Consider the following 16,205-nt stretch of genomic DNA (forward strand, 5'->3'; position numbering starts at 1 on the left):
CCCGCGTCGCCGCTCGACGGCGCGGGCTCAGTCGCGCTTGGGCAGGTTCTGCAGACGCACCTGGCCGCGGGCCACCACCCGCCGCTGCTCGTCGGTGATCACGACCTGCCACAGCTGCTGGGTGCGGCCCTGGTGGACCGGGGTCGCCTCACCGTAGAGGATGCCCTCGCGCACGGCGCGCAGGAAGTCGGTGTTGTTGTTCACGCCGACGACGGTGCCGCGCTCGCCGTACCAGAAGCCGCCGCCAATGCTGGCGAGCGTCTCGATGACGGTGCAGTACACGCCGCCGTTCTGGATGCCCGCCGGCTGGTAGAGGTGCGGCTTGACGACCCACTCGCCGCGCACCCGCTCCCCGCTGAGCTCGGTGTAGCGCAGGCCGATCAGGTCCGCGAAGGTGCCCTCGCTGAGCTCGTTCATCATCTCCGGCGTGACATCGGCCAGCGAACGTACGGCCCCGGTCTCCTGTTGCGTCATGACCCCCAGCTTTACACCACACGAAACCGCCGGGCGCAGCGGGTTCAGTTCCCGGCCAGCGTGATGGTCCGGCCGTTCAGCGGCTGGGTCGGCCGGTTGCTGTGCGCGAACAGCCCGCGGTAGAGCTCGACCTCGCCCGGCGCGACCGTCACCGGCGTGCTCAGCACCGTCCACGACACGCCCTCGCTGCACGGCGGCGTGGTGAGCGAACCGTTGTAGCGGAACTGATCCCGGATGGCGGGCAGGAACGCCGACGGATCCAGCGGGCCGCCGAAATCGACGGCGGCATCCGAACTCTTCGGTGCGGCGGCGAGGATCGGCCCGAACACCGACGCGCCCGCACCCGCCTCCATCAGCACGCCGAGCACGGCGATCCGGCCCGCGGCGTTCTTGTGCACCAGGTGCAGTTCCATCGCCGCGCCGTGGCCGTCGACGGTGTGCTCGCTGGGCAGATGGAAGTGGAACTGGAGCAGATCGTAGGGCTGGCCCGCGACGAGGATGCGGTTGCCGCTGCCCGCGGGGAGCTCGGCCTGGACGGTATGACCGTTGTTGATCAGCCGGACCCCCGATATCGGCCGGTAGTCGACGTCGATGTGGTCGGCGGGATCGATCCGGGCGGACCCGGACAGGTCGACCGGCGACTGCTCGTGGCCGCTGCGGCAGGTCAGGAAGTCGTGGTCCAGGTCGGCCCAGTGATCGGGCCCCTCCGCGTCGTAGTCCCAGTGCGCGGGGACGTGCGGGGACGGGCTCTCGACATGACTGCGCAACCCGGGCTGTTCGGCGCTACAGGAGAGCGCGGCCAGCAAGGCGGTCGCGGTGAACAGCGCGGCCAGCGAGCGCGACCGGAACGAACGGTGAACGAACACAGCGGGTACAGCTCCTCGACATCGACACACACGATCCCGACACGCGTCCGGACGGATCGGTACTCGGCGGTGGTCGACGCGCCGGTCTGTACGGTTTGCGACGAATATCCCTTTGGGTCAGGGGATCTCGCGACTCGTGTCGGAGCGACAGCGTAGGACCGCGCTGATTCGACACGCCAGGGTCGCCGAGGGCGAAAAATGTCACATGACACACGGCCGGGAAACAGCGTGTTGCCAAGTTAGGTAAGCCTGACCTATACTTAGGACGGCGTCAGGATCGAGCGAGTCCCGAGGGCTGCGGTGACCCCGATCCACTGCCGCGACGGGCTCCACGTCACCACGTGGGGCCCGTCGCTCTTTCTTTCCCGCGCCGTCGATCTCACCGCCGTCGTCGCGAACTTCCTTCTGTCACAGCACATGTCGACTTCGTGTCGGCCGTCGACACACGATCGCAAAGAACTGGACACGCGACCGCCGGGGAACGTTCATCGGCGCGGGCGACGCCGGTTCATCGGTCGGACAACGCGACTCGACAAGCTCGGGTGCACCTCGCGGAGGCGGTGACGCCTCGAACGCCGAGGCGCACCGTCCGAGATCTGATGAGGGGAAGTATGAGCATGAATCGCTCCAGCGGTCTGCGCGGCGTCGGCCGTGTCGCCGGCGTCGGCGCCGCCGCGGCCGTTGCCATGGGCCTGCTGTCCACCGGCGCCGCCGACGCGGACACCTTCGTGCCACTGCCGAACGGCGAGCGGGTCGGGCCGGGCGTCACGATCGCCAGGATCGGTGAGCGCGCGGTGATCTCGCCCTCGCTGGCCGCCAACGGCGCGGGCCGGGTCGCCTGGGTCTCGGGCACCGTCACCGCGGACGTCACGGGCACCCCGGAGGGCAAGGTCGGCCCCAACAACGGTCCCGCCAACGGACCGGGCAGCAACAACTCCTCGACGCACGGCGCCTCGCAGCTGAACACCGGCTACATCGTCGGCTGCCAGGTGGCCATCGGCGACGACGCGATCAGCGCGGGCCTCTCCGGCGGCATCGATCTCAGCGGCGGCAGCCTCGGCGGATCGATCGGCCTCGAGCTCGGTCCCGGCCAGGTGAAGTTCGTGCAGATCGACTACAAGGACATCCTGAAGCCGGGCGTCTACTCGGTCGAGTACCAGGACGTGGAGATCGAGATCCAGGGCTGCGCGGGCTACGCCCAGGCGCGCGCCTACACCGTCGTCGAGATCGTCGGCGACCACTACTCCAAGACCACCCTCTACGGGATGCCGTTCAGCATCGGCTGATTCCGGCAGTGGTCCACGAAACACTCTCGCGCTGAAGCGACTTCGACCCCGGAGGGGCAACACCACAATGATCGATCGCAAGAGCATCGCACGAGCGGCGGGCCTCGGGGCCGCAGCCACTCTCGCGATGGGCCTGTTCTCCACCGGCGCCGCACACGCCGACACCTTCGTGCCGCTGCCGGGCGGCCAGATCACCAAGACCCTGTCCGACGGCACCGTCGTCACGGTGCGCTTGGTCGGCGAATCCGCCACCATCAGCCCGTCCCTCGGCTCGACCCCGGTGCATCGCAACACCTGGGTGTCGGCCAGCGCGCAGGTCGAGCTGTCCGGCTCGAATGCCAAGGGCGGCAAGATCTACCCGGGCTACGTCGTCGGCTGCCAGGTCAACATCGACGGCGGCGGCGTCGAGGGCGGCGTCACCGGCGAGCTCGACTGGAGCGGCGACCAGGTGGAGGGGAACGTCGGCGCCGAGAGCGGCGGCGAGCTCTCGCTCGGCCCCGGCCAGGCCAAGTCGTTCTATGTCCTCGACATCGAGGAGGCCGACGACTTCGGCAACGAGTCGCACGAGCGGCGCAACAAGTTCAAGGGCACCACCGGCAGCGTCACCTGGGCGGACGAGACCATCGGCCTGACCGGCTGCGGCGGCTACGCGCAGGCGCGCTCGTTCGTCAAGGTGAAGGTCGAGACCACCAACGTCATGTCGGTGATCACGCTGTGGGGCCGGCCTTTCAGCATCGGCTGATCCACGATCGGCACCACCGGGGCCCGGCGTCGTCACGCCGGGCCCCGCTCGTTCGTTCGGCCGCCGTGCGATCTCATGACGAATTCGTGATCGCCGCCGCGGGCAGCCACACGACGAAACGGGCGCCGCCCCCCGGTCGTTCCAGGCAGGCGATACTGCCGCGGTGCGCGGCCACAGTCTCGGCGACGAGGGCGAGCCCGATGCCGGTGCCCGCCGTCGAACGCCGACCGGTGCGGACGGTCGCGAAGCGCTCGAAGATGCGCGCGCGGTCCGCTTCCGGCACACCGGGACCCGCGTCGTCGACGGTGAGCACGGCGCGCAGGCCCTCCTTCCCGACGCGCACCGCGACGACACCCTCGCCGTGCCGGTCCGCGTTCTCCAGCAGATTCGCCACCGCGCGCTCCAGCTCGATCTTGCGGCCTTCGACGGCGACGTCGTCCTCGACGTCCAGCAGCGCGCTGTCGTAGGCGCGCGCCGCCAGGGTGTTGGTCAGCAACTCCGTGAGCGAGAGCGGCTCCAGGTCCGAGCGATGAATGCCCGCCTCCGCCCTGGCCAGCGCGAGCAGATCCTCGAGCAGCCGCCGCAGGTGGTCGAGTTCGGCGTTCACCAGGCCCAGGGCCTGGCGCGACCGCTCGGGCAGCTCCTCGGCGTTCCTGGTCAGCACGGCGACGCCGGTGGTCAGCGTGGTGAGCGGGGTGCGCAGCTCGTGGCCGATGTCGGAGACCAGCCTGCGTTCCCGTTCGATGCGCTGCTGCAGTGCGTCGACCATGGCGTTGAACGCGTCCACTGTGGTCGACAGATCCCGGTCCCGCGAGCGCGGCAGCCGGATCTCGTGCTCGCCCGCGGCGAGGCGCGCCGCGGTCCCGGCCACCTGGCGCAGCGGCTTCAGCGCGTGCCTGCTGGCCCACACCCCCAGCCCCGCGCCGATCGCGACCGCGGCGAGCCCGCAGATGATCAGCACGTTGCGCAGCATGCGCAGGGTGGCCTCGAGTTCGGCCAGCGGCGCGAATTCGTAGAGCACGCCGCCCTTCTCGCCGAGCGCCACCCCGGTGCGCAGGTACGACCGCCCGTCCAGGGTGACGCGTTCGGTGGGACCGGGACCGCGCCTGCCGTGCCCCCGGGGCAGCACCACCGCGGGGTCGGCGTCGAAATCCGGGTCGCTGCTGAACCATTCGGAATTCCACCGCAACAGCAGCACCGTGTCGGCGGGCGGGTTCAGCGCGCCGAGCGCGGCGGCGCCGGTCGCGCCCGGTTCGTCGAGCAGTACGCCGAGCATTTCGGCGTGCGCCTCCGCGCCCCGTTCCACCGCGCGGACGCGCTGGGATTCCATGTAATCGCGCCCGATCAGGAACACCGCCGCCACCAGGATCAAGGCCACCAGGCTCGCGCTCGACGCGAAAGCGAAGACGACGCGCCCGCGCAGACTCCGCAGCGGGATCGGCGCGCAGCGGCGATCACTCCTGGACATCGAGGCGATAGCCGAGGCCGCGCACGGTGACGATCAGGCGAGGGTCGGAAGGATCGCACTCGATCTTGGTGCGCAGCCGCCGCATGTGCACGTCGACGATCCGCTCGTCGCCGAAGAAGCCGCGGTCCCAGACCCGGTCGAGCAACACGGCGCGGCTCAGCACGAAACCCGGGTTCTCGGCCAGCTCACAGAGCAGCCGGAACTCGGTCAGCGTGAGACGCAGGTCGTCCCCGCCGCACCGGGCGATGCCGCGCCGCGGCGAGAGCACAACGCGGCGCGCGGCGTCCAGCAGAATGTCTTGCGGCGCATCACGTTCGGCGGTCAGGCCCGCGCGCCGCCGCAGCGCCCGCATCCGGGCGGTGATCTCCTTGACCTCGAACGGCTTGGTGACGAAATCGTCCGCGCCCGCCTCCAGCGCGGCCACTACGTCGTGGGTGTCGTCGCGGGCGCTCACCACGATGATGGGCACCTGGTGGTCGCGCCGGATCTCCCTGATGCAGGTGAAGCCGTCCATGCCGCCGAGCATCAGGTCGATGATCATCACGTCCGGTGCGCCGTTGTCGCGCAGGTGATCCAGCGCCGATTCCGCGGCTTCGGCCTCGGCGACGTCATAGCCCTCGTCCTCCATCGCCAGCCGCAAGGCGGTCCGCACCCGGTCGTCGTCCTCCACGATCATCAGCTGCGTGCTCATGCTTTCGCCTCACCGGCGCTCGGCTCCGGCATGCGCACAGCCCGCAGGCACATGATTCGCTCACCGCGTTCACTCATGCCTTCGCCTCGCCCCTCCTCGCGCTGACAATCGGCCTTTCCCGGACACCGTCGCGCCGCGTCGGCATCGGCCGTGGTTCACCAGCGCGCAACGTACCCGGCGCAGGTGACGACGAAACGGACGCGCGGCGAACGGCGGTGGACTCAGCGGACCAGACAGGCGGTGCGCCGGACCGGCAGCCCGCGTTCCTCCAGCGCGAGCAGCAGACCCTGGCCGCGGCGGGCGCCGTCCTCGGCGTCGGTGCGGGCCAGAGCGGGCACATAGGTCGACGCGCCGACGAGGGATTCGCCGACCAGCGACCAGAATCGGCGCGCGCTGAGCCCGGAGCACCTGGCGAGTCCCTGCTGGATCAGCGTCAGCGAGGGCTCGCAGCGGTGGGCCAGCCAGACGAACATGGCGCGTTCGCAGGGCAGCGTCACGACACCCGGCCGCCCGGCCGAGCGTTCGCCGTCGATCACCCGAATCGTGGTGTCCTCCAAGCCCGCCCAGTCGATGCCGCCGTCGTTGTCGTGGTGCACCCACAGGTTCTCCAGGCCGGGATCCCAAGCCTTGCCCTCGGCGACGAGCAGCGCGGCCACTCGGCCGATCACCGCGTGGATGAGCGCGGTCGCGACCACCTCGGCGGCGGTGTCGGCGCTGATCATCTCGGCGGCGTGGCGCCGGTACATCAGCTCGATCCGGCCCTCGCGCAAGCCTTCCGACAGCTTCCACCAAAGGCGTTTGCCCTGATCGGCCATCGCGGCAACGGCATACACTCGCGGGTGCTCCGGCTGCAACGCCCGCAGCCGGGCACAGGCGCGACCGAACGCCGCCTCGGCGTCGCGGGCCTGGCGGGTTGTCAATGGCTCGAGCATCGAACCTCCTCGGGGTCGGCTCCTCATAGAAGTCGAGTTCGGAAGATAGGTTAGGCTTACCCAACCTGGCAAGCCCAGGGCTACGTGAAGTCGGCACCACATCGAGTCAGGAGCAGTTCGTCGCTGTGACACCCCTTGGCACCGTGAGGCGGCGTCGCCTGACCGGTCTCGTCCTCTTGTTCGCGCTGCTCGCGCTCGCCGCGGTGGCCAGCGTCGCGCTCGGTTCCCGGTCGCTCGCGCCCGGCACCGTCTACGACGCCGTGCGCGATGCGCTGGCCTGCCAGGGCGGACCGTTCAGCTGCCCGGCGCAGACCGTCGAGGAGCAGATCGTGCGGTCGCTGCGGCTGCCGCGCACGGCGCTCGCGGTGGTCACCGGGATGGCGCTCGGCATCACCGGTGCGCTGATCCAGGGCTACACCCGCAACCCGCTCGCCGACGCCGGCCTGCTCGGACTCAATTCCGGCGCCGCGTTTCTCGCCGCGCTGAGCATGTACCTGTTCGGCTTCACCATGCCCGAGCAGTACATCTGGTTCGCCTTCGCCGGAGCGCTGCTGACCGGACTCGCCGTCTTCGGGTTCTCCTCACTCGGCAGCGGCAAGGCCAGCCCGCTCAGCCTGGTGCTCGCGGGCGCGGCGCTCACCGCGTTGCTCCAGGCGATGACGAATGCCATTGTGCTGCTGGACCCCGCGGCCCTGGACACCTATCGATTCTGGGTGGTCGGCGCGGTCGCCGGGCGCGACGCCGAGGTGTTCTGGCAGGTGCTGCCGTTCCTGGCGGCCGGGCTCGTACTCGCCGTCGCGGCCGCGCCCGGACTCAACCTGCTCACCCTCGGCGACGAGGTGGCGCGCGGGCTCGGCGTGCACATCGGCCGCAGCCGCGCCCTCGGACTCACCGCGGTGGTGCTGCTGTGCGGCGCCGCGACCGCCGCCGTGGGACCGATCGCCTTCCTCGGCCTCATCGTCCCGCACCTGGCGCGGATGGTCACCGGGCCCGATTTCCGCTGGCTGGTGCCGTATTCGGGGGGCATCGGCGCGCTGCTGTTGCTCGTCACCGACACCGCGGGCAGGCTCGTCGCGCGGCCGGGCGAACTCCAGGCCGGCGTGATGCTGGCCGCCGTCGGCGCCCCGTTCTTCATCGCGCTCGTGCGCCGTCGAAAGCTGGTGAACCTGTGAGACTCGGCTCCTCCGCCTTCGCGCCCGCCAGGAGGACGCGGTGAACGTCGACGTGAAAACCGCCGTCCGACCGCCGGATTCGGCCGGACTGCGCCGGGTGCGACCCGCCCTGCGACTCGGCCCGGTGTCGCTGGTGTTGCGACCGGCCATGGTCGCGATCGTGCTCGTGCTCGCCGCGCTCGCGTTCGCGCTGTTCTGCGTGGACATCGCCGTGGGCGACACGCACATTCCGATCGGCCGGGTCCTCGACGTGCTCTCCGGCGGCGGGAGCCGATCGCAGCGCTACATCGTGCTCGACTCGCGGCTGCCGCGCGCGCTCACCGCGCTCGTCGTCGGCGCGGCGCTCGGACTCGCGGGCGCGATCACCCAATCGATCCTGCACAACCCACTGGCCAGCCCGGACATGCTCGGTATCACCACCGGAGCGAGCCTGGGCGCGGTGTCGGTGCTCGTCGCCTCCGGCGGCGCCACGACGGGCTTCGCGGCCACCTTCGGCGCGCCGCTGGCCGCGCTGCTCGGCGGACTGCTCACCGCCGCGGCGATCTACGTCCTGGCGCTCGGTCGCACCGCCACCGGCGAATTCGGTGCGACCGGCCTGCGGCTGGTGCTCATCGGCATCGGCGTCAACGCGCTGCTCATGGCTGGTATCAACTGGGTGCTCACCCGCGGGACCTGGCAGGACGCCGCCCGCGCCCAGCTGTGGCTGACCGGATCGCTCAACGGCGCGGACCGTGACCAGCTCGTCCCCGCGGCGCTGGCGCTGGCGATCGTCGCGCTCGTCGCGGTGGGTTCGGCGCGCACCCTCGCCGCGCTGCGACTCGGCACCGAGACCACCAGGGTGCTCGGCGTGCGCATCCAGACCCAGCAGGCCATCCTGATCGGCGCCTCGGTGGTGGCCGCCTCCGTGGCGACCGCGGCCGCCGGTCCGATCGCGTTCGTCGCGCTGGCCGGGCCGCAGGTCGCGCGGCGACTGCTGCGCACGCCGGGGGAACCATTGATCGGCTCGGCGTTGATCGGTGCCATCCTGGTGGTCGGAGCGGACGCGGCCGCGCGGACGCTGTTCCCGGTGGACCTGCCCGTCGGCATCGTGACCGCCGGATTCGGCGGACCGTTCCTGCTGTACCTGCTCGTGCGTATGAATCGGAAGGCGACCCTGTCATGACCGTCACCACCACCGCCGCCGCGCACCAGCTGGCCGCCGAGGGCATCAGCCTCGGCTATGGCGACCGCGTCATCGTCGACGGCCTCACCCTGGACATCACGCCCGGCGTGATCACCACCGTCATCGGCCCCAACGGCTGCGGCAAGTCCACCCTGCTGCGCTCGCTCGGCCGCCTGCTGCGGCCGCGGACCGGGCGAATCCTGTTGGACGGCAAGGCCATCTCGTCGATGAAGACCAAGGAAGTCGCGCGCGTGGTCGGCATGCTGCCGCAGACGCCGGTCGCGCCGGAGGGCCTGACCGTCGCCGACCTGGTCGCGCGCGGCCGTCATCCGCACCAGTCCTGGATCCGGCAGTGGTCCGCGGCCGACGAGGCCGAGGTGATGACCGCGCTCGAGCAAACCGGCATCGCCGATCTTGCCGACCGCGCGCTCGACGAGCTCTCCGGCGGCCAGCGTCAGCGCGCCTGGATTTCCATGGCGCTGGCGCAGGGCACCGACATCCTGTTGCTCGACGAGCCGACGACCTACCTCGACCTCGCGCATTCGCTCGAGGTCCTCGATCTGGTCGACCGGCTGCACGACGATCTCGGCCGCACCGTGGTGATGGTGCTGCACGATCTGAACCTGGCCATTCGATACAGCGATCAGCTGATCGTCATGCGCGCCGGACGGATCGTCGCGCAGGGCAGTCCGGCCGACATCGTCACCGCCGCGCTGCTGAAAGAGGTCTTCGGGCTGGACGCGTCCGTGCTCGAGGACCCGGTGTCCGGCAGGCCGATGATCGTGCCGATCGGTACCCGGCACGTGCTGCCCGGCGCATCGGCGGAATAATTCATCCGGTTCGCGAGGTATGACCAATACCACATAGCAACCGGACAGTTACGACGGGGTGTAGTACGCATCCTTGTCGTTGTGTCCGTAAACTTGGGGGATGGCAGGACTCGGTGAACTCGAGAAAGCGGTCATGGACCAGTTGTGGTCGAGCGACGAACCGCAAACCGTCCGGCAAGTGCACGAAGCGCTGGCCGCGCGCCGCGAACTCGCGTACACCACGGTCATGACCGTGTTGCAGCGACTCGCCAAGAAGAATCTGGTGGTCCAGCGGCGCGACGATCGCGCGCATCGGTACGCGCCCGTGCACACCCGGGACGAATTGGTCGCCTCGCTCATGGTCGACGCGCTGCAACAGGCCGACGCGGCCGGTAGCCGCGCCGCCGCGCTCGTGCATTTCGTGGAGCAGGTCGGTCGCGACGAAGCGGATGCGCTGCGCGAGGCACTCGCTAAGCTCGAAGCATCCGAAGGCAATCAACCACCGCCCAAGTAGTATCGGGGATGGCCGTTCGGCCCCCGGCCCTCACAATGCCGTGAGCGCGCCGGTCCCCACAACGCAGTGAGCTGAGTCGATGAACGCAACCGCGCCGGTCTTCGCCGGTCTCGCCTTGCTTCTCGCGGGGCCCGCCCCTGCGCTGCTCAGCCGTGCGACCTGGCCGTACCGGACACCGCGCGCCGCGCTCGTGCTGTGGCAGGCCATCGCGCTCGCGGCCGTGCTCAGCGCCTTCGGATCCGGGCTCGCCATCGCCGCCGAGCTGCTGGTGCCCGGACCCGACGGACGCCCGACCACCTCCCCCACCAGGGAGATCGATGCCCTCGGTCTGCCCCTGTGGCTCGCCTACGTCACCGTCTTCGCGCTGACCCTGCTGATCGGCGCGCGACTGATCTTCTCGGTGATCCGCGTCGGGGTGCACACCCGCAGGCGGCGGGCCAGGCACCGCATGCTGGTCGACCTGCTCGACCAGAGCGGCCCGCACCGGCGCGCGCACGACATCCGCGTGCTCGCCGCCACCGAACCGATCGCCTACTGCCTGCCTGGCCTGCGCCAGCGGGTCGTGCTCAGTGCGGGCACGCTCACCAACCTGGACCATTCCGAGGTCACCGCCATCGTCAGTCACGAGCGCTCGCACCTGCGGGCCAGGCACGATCTGGTGCTCGAGGCGTTCACGGCCGTGCACGAGGCCTTTCCCCGGGTGGTGCGCAGCAAGGCCGCGCTCGGCTCGGTGAAGCTGCTCATCGAGTTGCTCGCCGACGATTCCGCGGTCAAGATCACCGGACCCAAGCCGCTCGCGCGGGCGCTGGTTGCCTGCGCGAAGTCGACCGCGCCGCAGGGTGCGCTGGCCGCGGGCGGACCGACCACGCTGATTCGCATCCAGCGGCTGAGCGGCCGGATCGGTGATCTCCGCGTGGCGTCGGTCGCCTATCTGGGGTCGGTCGCCATCCTCGTGGTTCCCACCTTGGCCGTCGCGGTACCCTGGCTGGTCGAACTCAGTCGGTTGTTCAACCACTGACCTCGCCGATCCGGCGTCACACCGGTCGCCCCTACTGCATCTCACTTCGGGACGTCGCCGTCCACCACCACGCCCGTTCGCGCGCCGATCACGCGCGCGCACGTCGACACACGAAAGGCCGTCAACCCTTTGACTCCCTCGCCCGCCGCCGCGGCGCCCAGCGTCACCTTCGCTGACCTGGGCCTGCCCGTTCCGCTCGTCCAGGCTCTGCGCCGCGACGGCATCGAGGCGCCCTTCCCCATCCAGGCCGCGACGGTCCCGGACACCCTCGCGGGCAAGGACGTGCTCGGCCGCGGCCCCACCGGTTCCGGCAAGACGCTGGCGTTCGGACTACCCATGCTCGCCCGCCTCGCGGGCGGCGCCGCCAAGCCCGGCCGTCCGCGCGGATTGGTGCTCGTACCCACCAGGGAGCTGGCCGCGCAGATCGAACGCGCACTCGACGAGCCCGCGCTCGCCCTCGGCCTGCGCATCGCCTCGGTGGTGGGCGGCGCGCCGATCAAGCGGCAGGCCGACCGGCTGGCCCGCGGAGTCGACCTGCTCATCGCCACCCCCGGCCGGTTACAGGATCTGATCCTGCAGGGCTCGGCCGACCTGTCCGAGGTGGTGATCACCGCGCTGGACGAAGCCGACCACATGGCCGACATGGGCTTCCTGCCGCAGGTCACCAAGCTGCTCGACCGGACACCCAAGGACGGTCAGCGACTGCTGTTCTCGGCCACCTTGGACGGCGAGGTGGACAAGCTGGTCAAGCGCTACCTGCGCTCCCCCGTCACGCATTCCACCGCGCCGCCGTCGGCCGCGGTCACCACCATGTCGCACCACCTGCTGTACGTGCACAAGGCCGACAAGCGCGCCGTGGTCGCCGAGATCGCGTCCCGCGACGGGCTCACCATCCTGTTCGTGCGCACCAAGCACGGCGCCGACCGGCTCGCCAAACAGCTGCGCGCCTCCGGCGTCGCTGCGGGCGCGCTGCACGGCGGTAAAGCGCAGAACAACCGGACCAGGACGCTGGCGGCCTTCGCCGACGGCAGCGTGCCCGTACTCGTCACCACCGACGTCGCCGCCCGCGGCATCCACGTGGACGGCATCTCCCTCGTCGTGCACGTCGACCCGCCCGCCGAACCCAAGGCCTACCTGCACCGAGCGGGCCGCACCGCGCGCGCGGGCGAGGACGGCGTCGTCGTCACCTTGGTCACCGACGCCGAGCGCACCGACGTGGAGAAGATGACCCGCAAGGCAGGGGTCGACATCGAGGGCGTCGAGATCACGCCGGGCGACAAGCGGCTGGCGGCGATCACCGGCGCGCGTCGGCCGTCGGGAATTCCTGTCACTTTGCCCGGCGCTGCCGCAGCGAAGGTCGAGGGGGCCGGGGGCGATGGGCGTCGCACCGAGGCCAAGGCGAAGTCCACCTCGCGCCGCGCCGGCACCGAGGCGAAGACCGGTAGGCGTCGCGCCGCAGCCGAGGCGACGTCCGACGGGCGATACGTCGGTGCCGAGGCGAGATCTACCGCGCGCCACGCCGCGACAGAAGCGAAGTCCGACGGGCGTCGCACCCGCGCCGAAGTGAGCTCGACCGCGCACCGATCCGCCGCCGAGGCGACGTCCTCCGGAGAAACTCCCGCCCCACGCGGGCCGGGACGGCGGTCCCGCGGCAACCGTTCGACCACTCCCGCGGCAGGGCGCGCGAATCACGCCGCAGGCGCGCGCTCGACCGAAAACCGCCGCACCACAACCGAACCCGCACGCCGATCGACCACGGACGGCACATCGACCGCACACACCGGCCGACGCCGCAACGAAGCCCCCGACCGCGGCGCGCCCCGCGCCGACGGCTCGACCCCGGTCCCCCGCACCCGCGCCGGACGCCGCTCCGCCGAAGCGCGAGACACCACGGGCCACCACCACGCCACCGGCGGGCGTCGCCGACGGGCCAACTGATCCGCGCGCCACGCCCAGGCGCCTTCCGCACACCGCCAACGCGTCCTCACACTCCTTCCGCACGCCTCACATAGACACCGACAGCGTGAGGCGTACGAAAGACATGTGGCAGCGGGGATTCGCGCCAGTGAATGTTGCGTACGACTCGCATGGGTTCTGAGGTCTGCGAAGGGTGTGGACGGGGCGCGAGGTTGGAGACGGGGCGCGACACGCCCGGGATGCAACGGCGACGCGCCCGGGTGGAGTGGGCGGATCCGCGAGTTGGCTAATGCGGGGCAAACTGGAGTGGTGCATCATCCGTTCTGGGCCGTGGTTTGCGCGCTCGTGGCCGCGCTGTTGTTCGCGGTGGCCGCGGTGGCACAGCATCGGGCCGCCTCGGCGGTGCCGGAGGAGCACTCGCTGGTGGGGACGCTGCTGCGCAGTCCGCGGTGGTGGGCAGGGGTCGGCGGAGACGCGGGCGGGTACGCGATGCAGGTCGTGGCGCTCGCACTGGGGGCGGTGCTGCTGGTGCAGCCGATTCTGGTGAGTGCGCTGGTGTTCGCGCTGCCGCTTTCGGCGCGGCTCACCGGTCGCCGGGTCGGGGCGCGCAACTGGGCTGCCGCACTGGCGCTCGTCGCGGCGCTGGCCTGCTTTCTCGTGGTCGGCAATCCTTCCGAAGGGGATTCGAACGCGCCGCTGGGCGATTGGATCGTCCCGCTGGGGATTCTGCTCGGCGCCGTCGGCGGCGCGGTCGCACTGGCGCTCGGCGCGGCCGACGGCGGACTCCGCGCCCTGTTGTTCGGCGCCGCGGGCGGCGCGCTGTTCGGGCTGGCCGCCGCGCTGACCTCCTACGTCACGGATCTGTTCGAGCACGGGCTCGGCCACGTCGTCGGCAGTTGGCAAACGTGGGCGCTGGTCGCCGCGGGCTTGATCGGTGTCTACTTCCAGCAGCGCGCCTTCCAAGCCGGTTCGCTCACCGCCTCGCTGCCCGCCGTCACGATCGCCGAACCGCTGGCGGCCGCGTTTCTCGGCCTGACGGTTCTCGACGAACAGTTGCGCACCAACGGTTTCGGGATTGTGATCACCGCGTTCGCTGTGTTCGTCATGTGCGTGACAGCGATTCAACTGTCGCGCGCACAGGCCGCCGCTTGATCGACCGCATCCGCTTCGCCACAGGAGCGTCCGGTCGCAACCCTGTAGCTGAATGTGTTGAGGCACATACTGTTCCATCGATACGCCGGGCAGACGTACGTCCAATCCCTCATGCTGACACCACTCCGGCGCTGACACCATTCCGGCACAGTGCCGAGTTGCACCGCCCCCTTCGGATTCGCCATTCACCGGCCCGCCACTGAGCAGCTCCCAGCGAACCCACTGCGCCCGCCGATCGCGTTCGGGCACGCACTGTTACGCCACGCGCAAACGCCCGGTCCCGCTCGATGGGACCGCCCCAGCCGGTGCGCCGGAGAATTGCCGCGCGAGTCGTGAGTCCCGGTTAGTATTGGTCAAGTGCAGTTTCTCCCTGGACACCAGCCGCCGTACGACCTCACCTACGACGACATCTTCCTCGTCCCGAACCGGACCGACGTCGCGTCCCGTTTCGATGTGGATCTGTCGACCGTCGACGGTTCCGGCACCACCATTCCCATCGTCGTGGCGAACATGACCGCCGTCGCGGGCCGCCGCATGGCCGAGACCGTCGCCCGGCGCGGCGGCGTCGTGGTCCTGCCGCAGGATCTGCCGATCACCGCGGCCGCCGACACCATCGCCTTCGTCAAGAGCCGCTCGCTCACCGCCGACACCCCGGTCACGCTCGACCCGGATCGGTCGGTCTCCGAGGCCGTGGCGCTGATGCACAAGCGCGCGCACGGCGCACTGGTGGTGGTCGACGCGGGCAGGCCGGTCGGCGTGGTCACCGAGGGCGCGTGCACCGACGTCGACCGCTTCGCCCGTCTGCGCGAGGTAGCCGTCACCGATTTCGTCCAGGCGCCTGCCAGCACCTCCCCGCGCGAGCTGTTCGACCTGCTCGAGGCCGAGCACGCGCACCTTGCCGTGCTCACCGCCGAGGACGGCTCGCTGGCCGGCGTGATGACCCGCACCGGCGCCATTCGCACGGGCATCTACCAGCCGAACATCGACGGCAATGGCAAGTTGCGCGTGGCGGCCGCGGTCGGCATCAACGGCGACGTGGCCGCGAAGGCCAAGGCGCTGGTCGACTCGGGCGCCGACCTGCTCGTCATCGACACCGCGCACGGTCACCAGGAGAAGATGCTCGAAACGCTGCGCGCCGTCGCCGATCTCGGCCTCGGCGTGCCGCTGGTGGCGGGCAACGTGGTCTCCGCCGCGGGCACCCGCGATCTGGCCGCGGCGGGCGCGGACATCATCAAGGTCGGCGTCGGCCCCGGCGCCATGTGCACCACGAGGATGATGACCGGCGTCGGTCGCCCGCAGTTCTCCGCGGTGGCCGAATGCGCTACGGCCGCAAAAGAACTCGGCGTGCACATCTGGGCCGACGGCGGCGTCCGGCATCCGCGTGACGTGGCGCTCGCGCTGGCCGCGGGCGCGTCCAACGTGATGATCGGCTCCTGGTTCGCAGGCACCTACGAGTCGCCCGGCGACCTGCGGGTGGACCGCGACGGCAACGCCTACAAGGAGAGCTTCGGCATGGCCTCCAAGCGCGCCGTCGCCGCGCGCACCGCCACCGACAGCGGCTTCGACCGGGCCCGCAAGGCGCTGTTCGAGGAGGGCATCTCCAGCTCGCGCATGCGACTCGACCCGGAACGCCCCGGCGTCGAGGACCTGATCGACCACATCTGCTCCGGTGTGCGCAGCGCCTGCACCTACGCGGGCGCCCGCACGCTCACCGATTTCCACGACAAGGCCGTGCTCGGCGTGCAGTCCGCGGCGGGCTTCGCGGAAGGGCGTCCGCTGCCCAGCGGATGGTGAGCACCGACACGCGAACAGGACGCAGACCGGGCGACGCGATCCACCGCGTCGGCCGGTAACATGGTGGTTGCCGGGCCGCCCGGCACCACGATTTCCGCATGCCGAAAGGAACAAGTTGTCACCCGCGTCCGAGGGCGCCGCACAGGAGGGCTCCTCTACCGAGCCGGGTGACAAACCCGGCGCTCTCCTTCTCGCAGCAAGCCAGCCC

14 protein-coding genes and 1 pseudogene are annotated in these 16,205 nt (G+C 70.6%); 10 read left to right on the forward strand and 5 right to left on the reverse strand.

Features of this window, described 5'->3' with window-relative positions; translation table 11 throughout:
- Positions 1-27: 27 nt before the first annotated feature.
- Together AC3EO7_RS15980 and AC3EO7_RS15985 are read right to left on the reverse strand one after the other, a co-directional pair.
- Positions 28-474, reverse strand: coding sequence for a PaaI family thioesterase (locus AC3EO7_RS15980; RefSeq protein WP_431970313.1), 447 nt, complete (start codon positions 472-474; stop codon positions 28-30).
- Between the two features lie 44 nt (positions 475-518).
- The gene (locus AC3EO7_RS15985; RefSeq protein WP_431970314.1) at positions 519-1,340 is read right to left on the reverse strand and encodes a carbonic anhydrase; all 822 of its coding nucleotides are present in this window, start codon (positions 1,338-1,340) and stop codon (positions 519-521) included.
- A gap of 611 nt (positions 1,341-1,951) precedes the next feature.
- Here AC3EO7_RS15985 and AC3EO7_RS15990 point away from each other — a divergent pair.
- Entirely contained in the window at positions 1,952-2,626 is a 675-nt protein-coding gene (locus AC3EO7_RS15990; protein WP_435591603.1) for an MspA family porin, read from the forward strand.
- 67 nt (positions 2,627-2,693) lie between these two features.
- Positions 2,694-3,368, forward strand: a complete 675-nt coding sequence (locus AC3EO7_RS15995; RefSeq protein ID WP_431970316.1) for an MspA family porin — start codon at positions 2,694-2,696, stop codon at positions 3,366-3,368.
- A gap of 73 nt (positions 3,369-3,441) precedes the next feature.
- Here AC3EO7_RS15995 and AC3EO7_RS16000 read toward each other — a convergent pair whose 3' ends face one another.
- The 3 genes from AC3EO7_RS16000 to AC3EO7_RS16010 all read right to left on the reverse strand — a co-directional run bounded on the left by AC3EO7_RS16000 (position 3,442) and on the right by AC3EO7_RS16010 (position 6,459).
- The gene (locus AC3EO7_RS16000; RefSeq protein ID WP_435591604.1) at positions 3,442-4,836 is read right to left on the reverse strand and encodes a sensor histidine kinase; all 1,395 of its coding nucleotides are present in this window, start codon (positions 4,834-4,836) and stop codon (positions 3,442-3,444) included.
- The gene (locus AC3EO7_RS16005; protein WP_431970318.1) at positions 4,823-5,527 is read right to left on the reverse strand and encodes a response regulator transcription factor; all 705 of its coding nucleotides are present in this window, start codon (positions 5,525-5,527) and stop codon (positions 4,823-4,825) included. The genes AC3EO7_RS16000 and AC3EO7_RS16005 overlap by 14 nt, the downstream gene beginning before the upstream one ends.
- A 221-nt stretch (positions 5,528-5,748) precedes the next feature.
- On the reverse strand, positions 5,749-6,459 hold the full coding sequence (locus AC3EO7_RS16010) for a hypothetical protein (protein WP_435591605.1): 711 nt from the start codon (positions 6,457-6,459) through the stop codon (positions 5,749-5,751).
- Between the two features lie 125 nt (positions 6,460-6,584).
- Here AC3EO7_RS16010 and AC3EO7_RS16015 point away from each other — a divergent pair, with 125 nt between their 5' ends.
- The 8 genes and pseudogenes from AC3EO7_RS16015 to AC3EO7_RS16050 all read left to right on the forward strand — a co-directional run bounded on the left by AC3EO7_RS16015 (position 6,585) and on the right by AC3EO7_RS16050 (position 15,997).
- Entirely contained in the window at positions 6,585-7,631 is a 1,047-nt protein-coding gene (locus AC3EO7_RS16015) for a FecCD family ABC transporter permease (protein WP_431970320.1), read from the forward strand.
- Between the two features lie 40 nt (positions 7,632-7,671).
- Positions 7,672-8,793, forward strand: coding sequence for a FecCD family ABC transporter permease (locus AC3EO7_RS16020; RefSeq protein ID WP_431970321.1), 1,122 nt, complete (start codon positions 7,672-7,674; stop codon positions 8,791-8,793).
- Positions 8,790-9,623, forward strand: a complete 834-nt coding sequence (locus AC3EO7_RS16025) for an ABC transporter ATP-binding protein (RefSeq protein ID WP_431970322.1) — start codon at positions 8,790-8,792, stop codon at positions 9,621-9,623. The genes AC3EO7_RS16020 and AC3EO7_RS16025 overlap by 4 nt, the downstream gene beginning before the upstream one ends.
- A 100-nt stretch (positions 9,624-9,723) precedes the next feature.
- Positions 9,724-10,116, forward strand: coding sequence for a BlaI/MecI/CopY family transcriptional regulator (locus AC3EO7_RS16030; RefSeq protein ID WP_067778283.1), 393 nt, complete (start codon positions 9,724-9,726; stop codon positions 10,114-10,116).
- A gap of 79 nt (positions 10,117-10,195) precedes the next feature.
- Positions 10,196-11,134 carry a M56 family metallopeptidase gene (locus AC3EO7_RS16035; RefSeq protein ID WP_431970323.1) on the forward strand — a complete coding sequence of 313 codons (939 nt, stop codon included), beginning with the start codon at positions 10,196-10,198 and terminating at the stop codon, positions 11,132-11,134.
- Between the two features lie 129 nt (positions 11,135-11,263).
- Positions 11,264-12,631: pseudogene (locus AC3EO7_RS16040) on the forward strand (DEAD/DEAH box helicase); the annotation flags it as partial.
- A gap of 729 nt (positions 12,632-13,360) precedes the next feature.
- A complete protein-coding gene (locus tag AC3EO7_RS16045; protein ID WP_435591606.1) occupies positions 13,361-14,203 on the forward strand; it encodes a DMT family transporter in 843 nt (280 codons plus the stop codon).
- A 357-nt stretch (positions 14,204-14,560) separates the two neighbouring features.
- Positions 14,561-15,997, forward strand: coding sequence for a GuaB1 family IMP dehydrogenase-related protein (locus tag AC3EO7_RS16050; RefSeq protein ID WP_431970325.1), 1,437 nt, complete (start codon positions 14,561-14,563; stop codon positions 15,995-15,997).
- Positions 15,998-16,205: the final 208 nt, after the last annotated feature.

The organism is Nocardia sp. bgisy118, assembly GCF_057708605.1.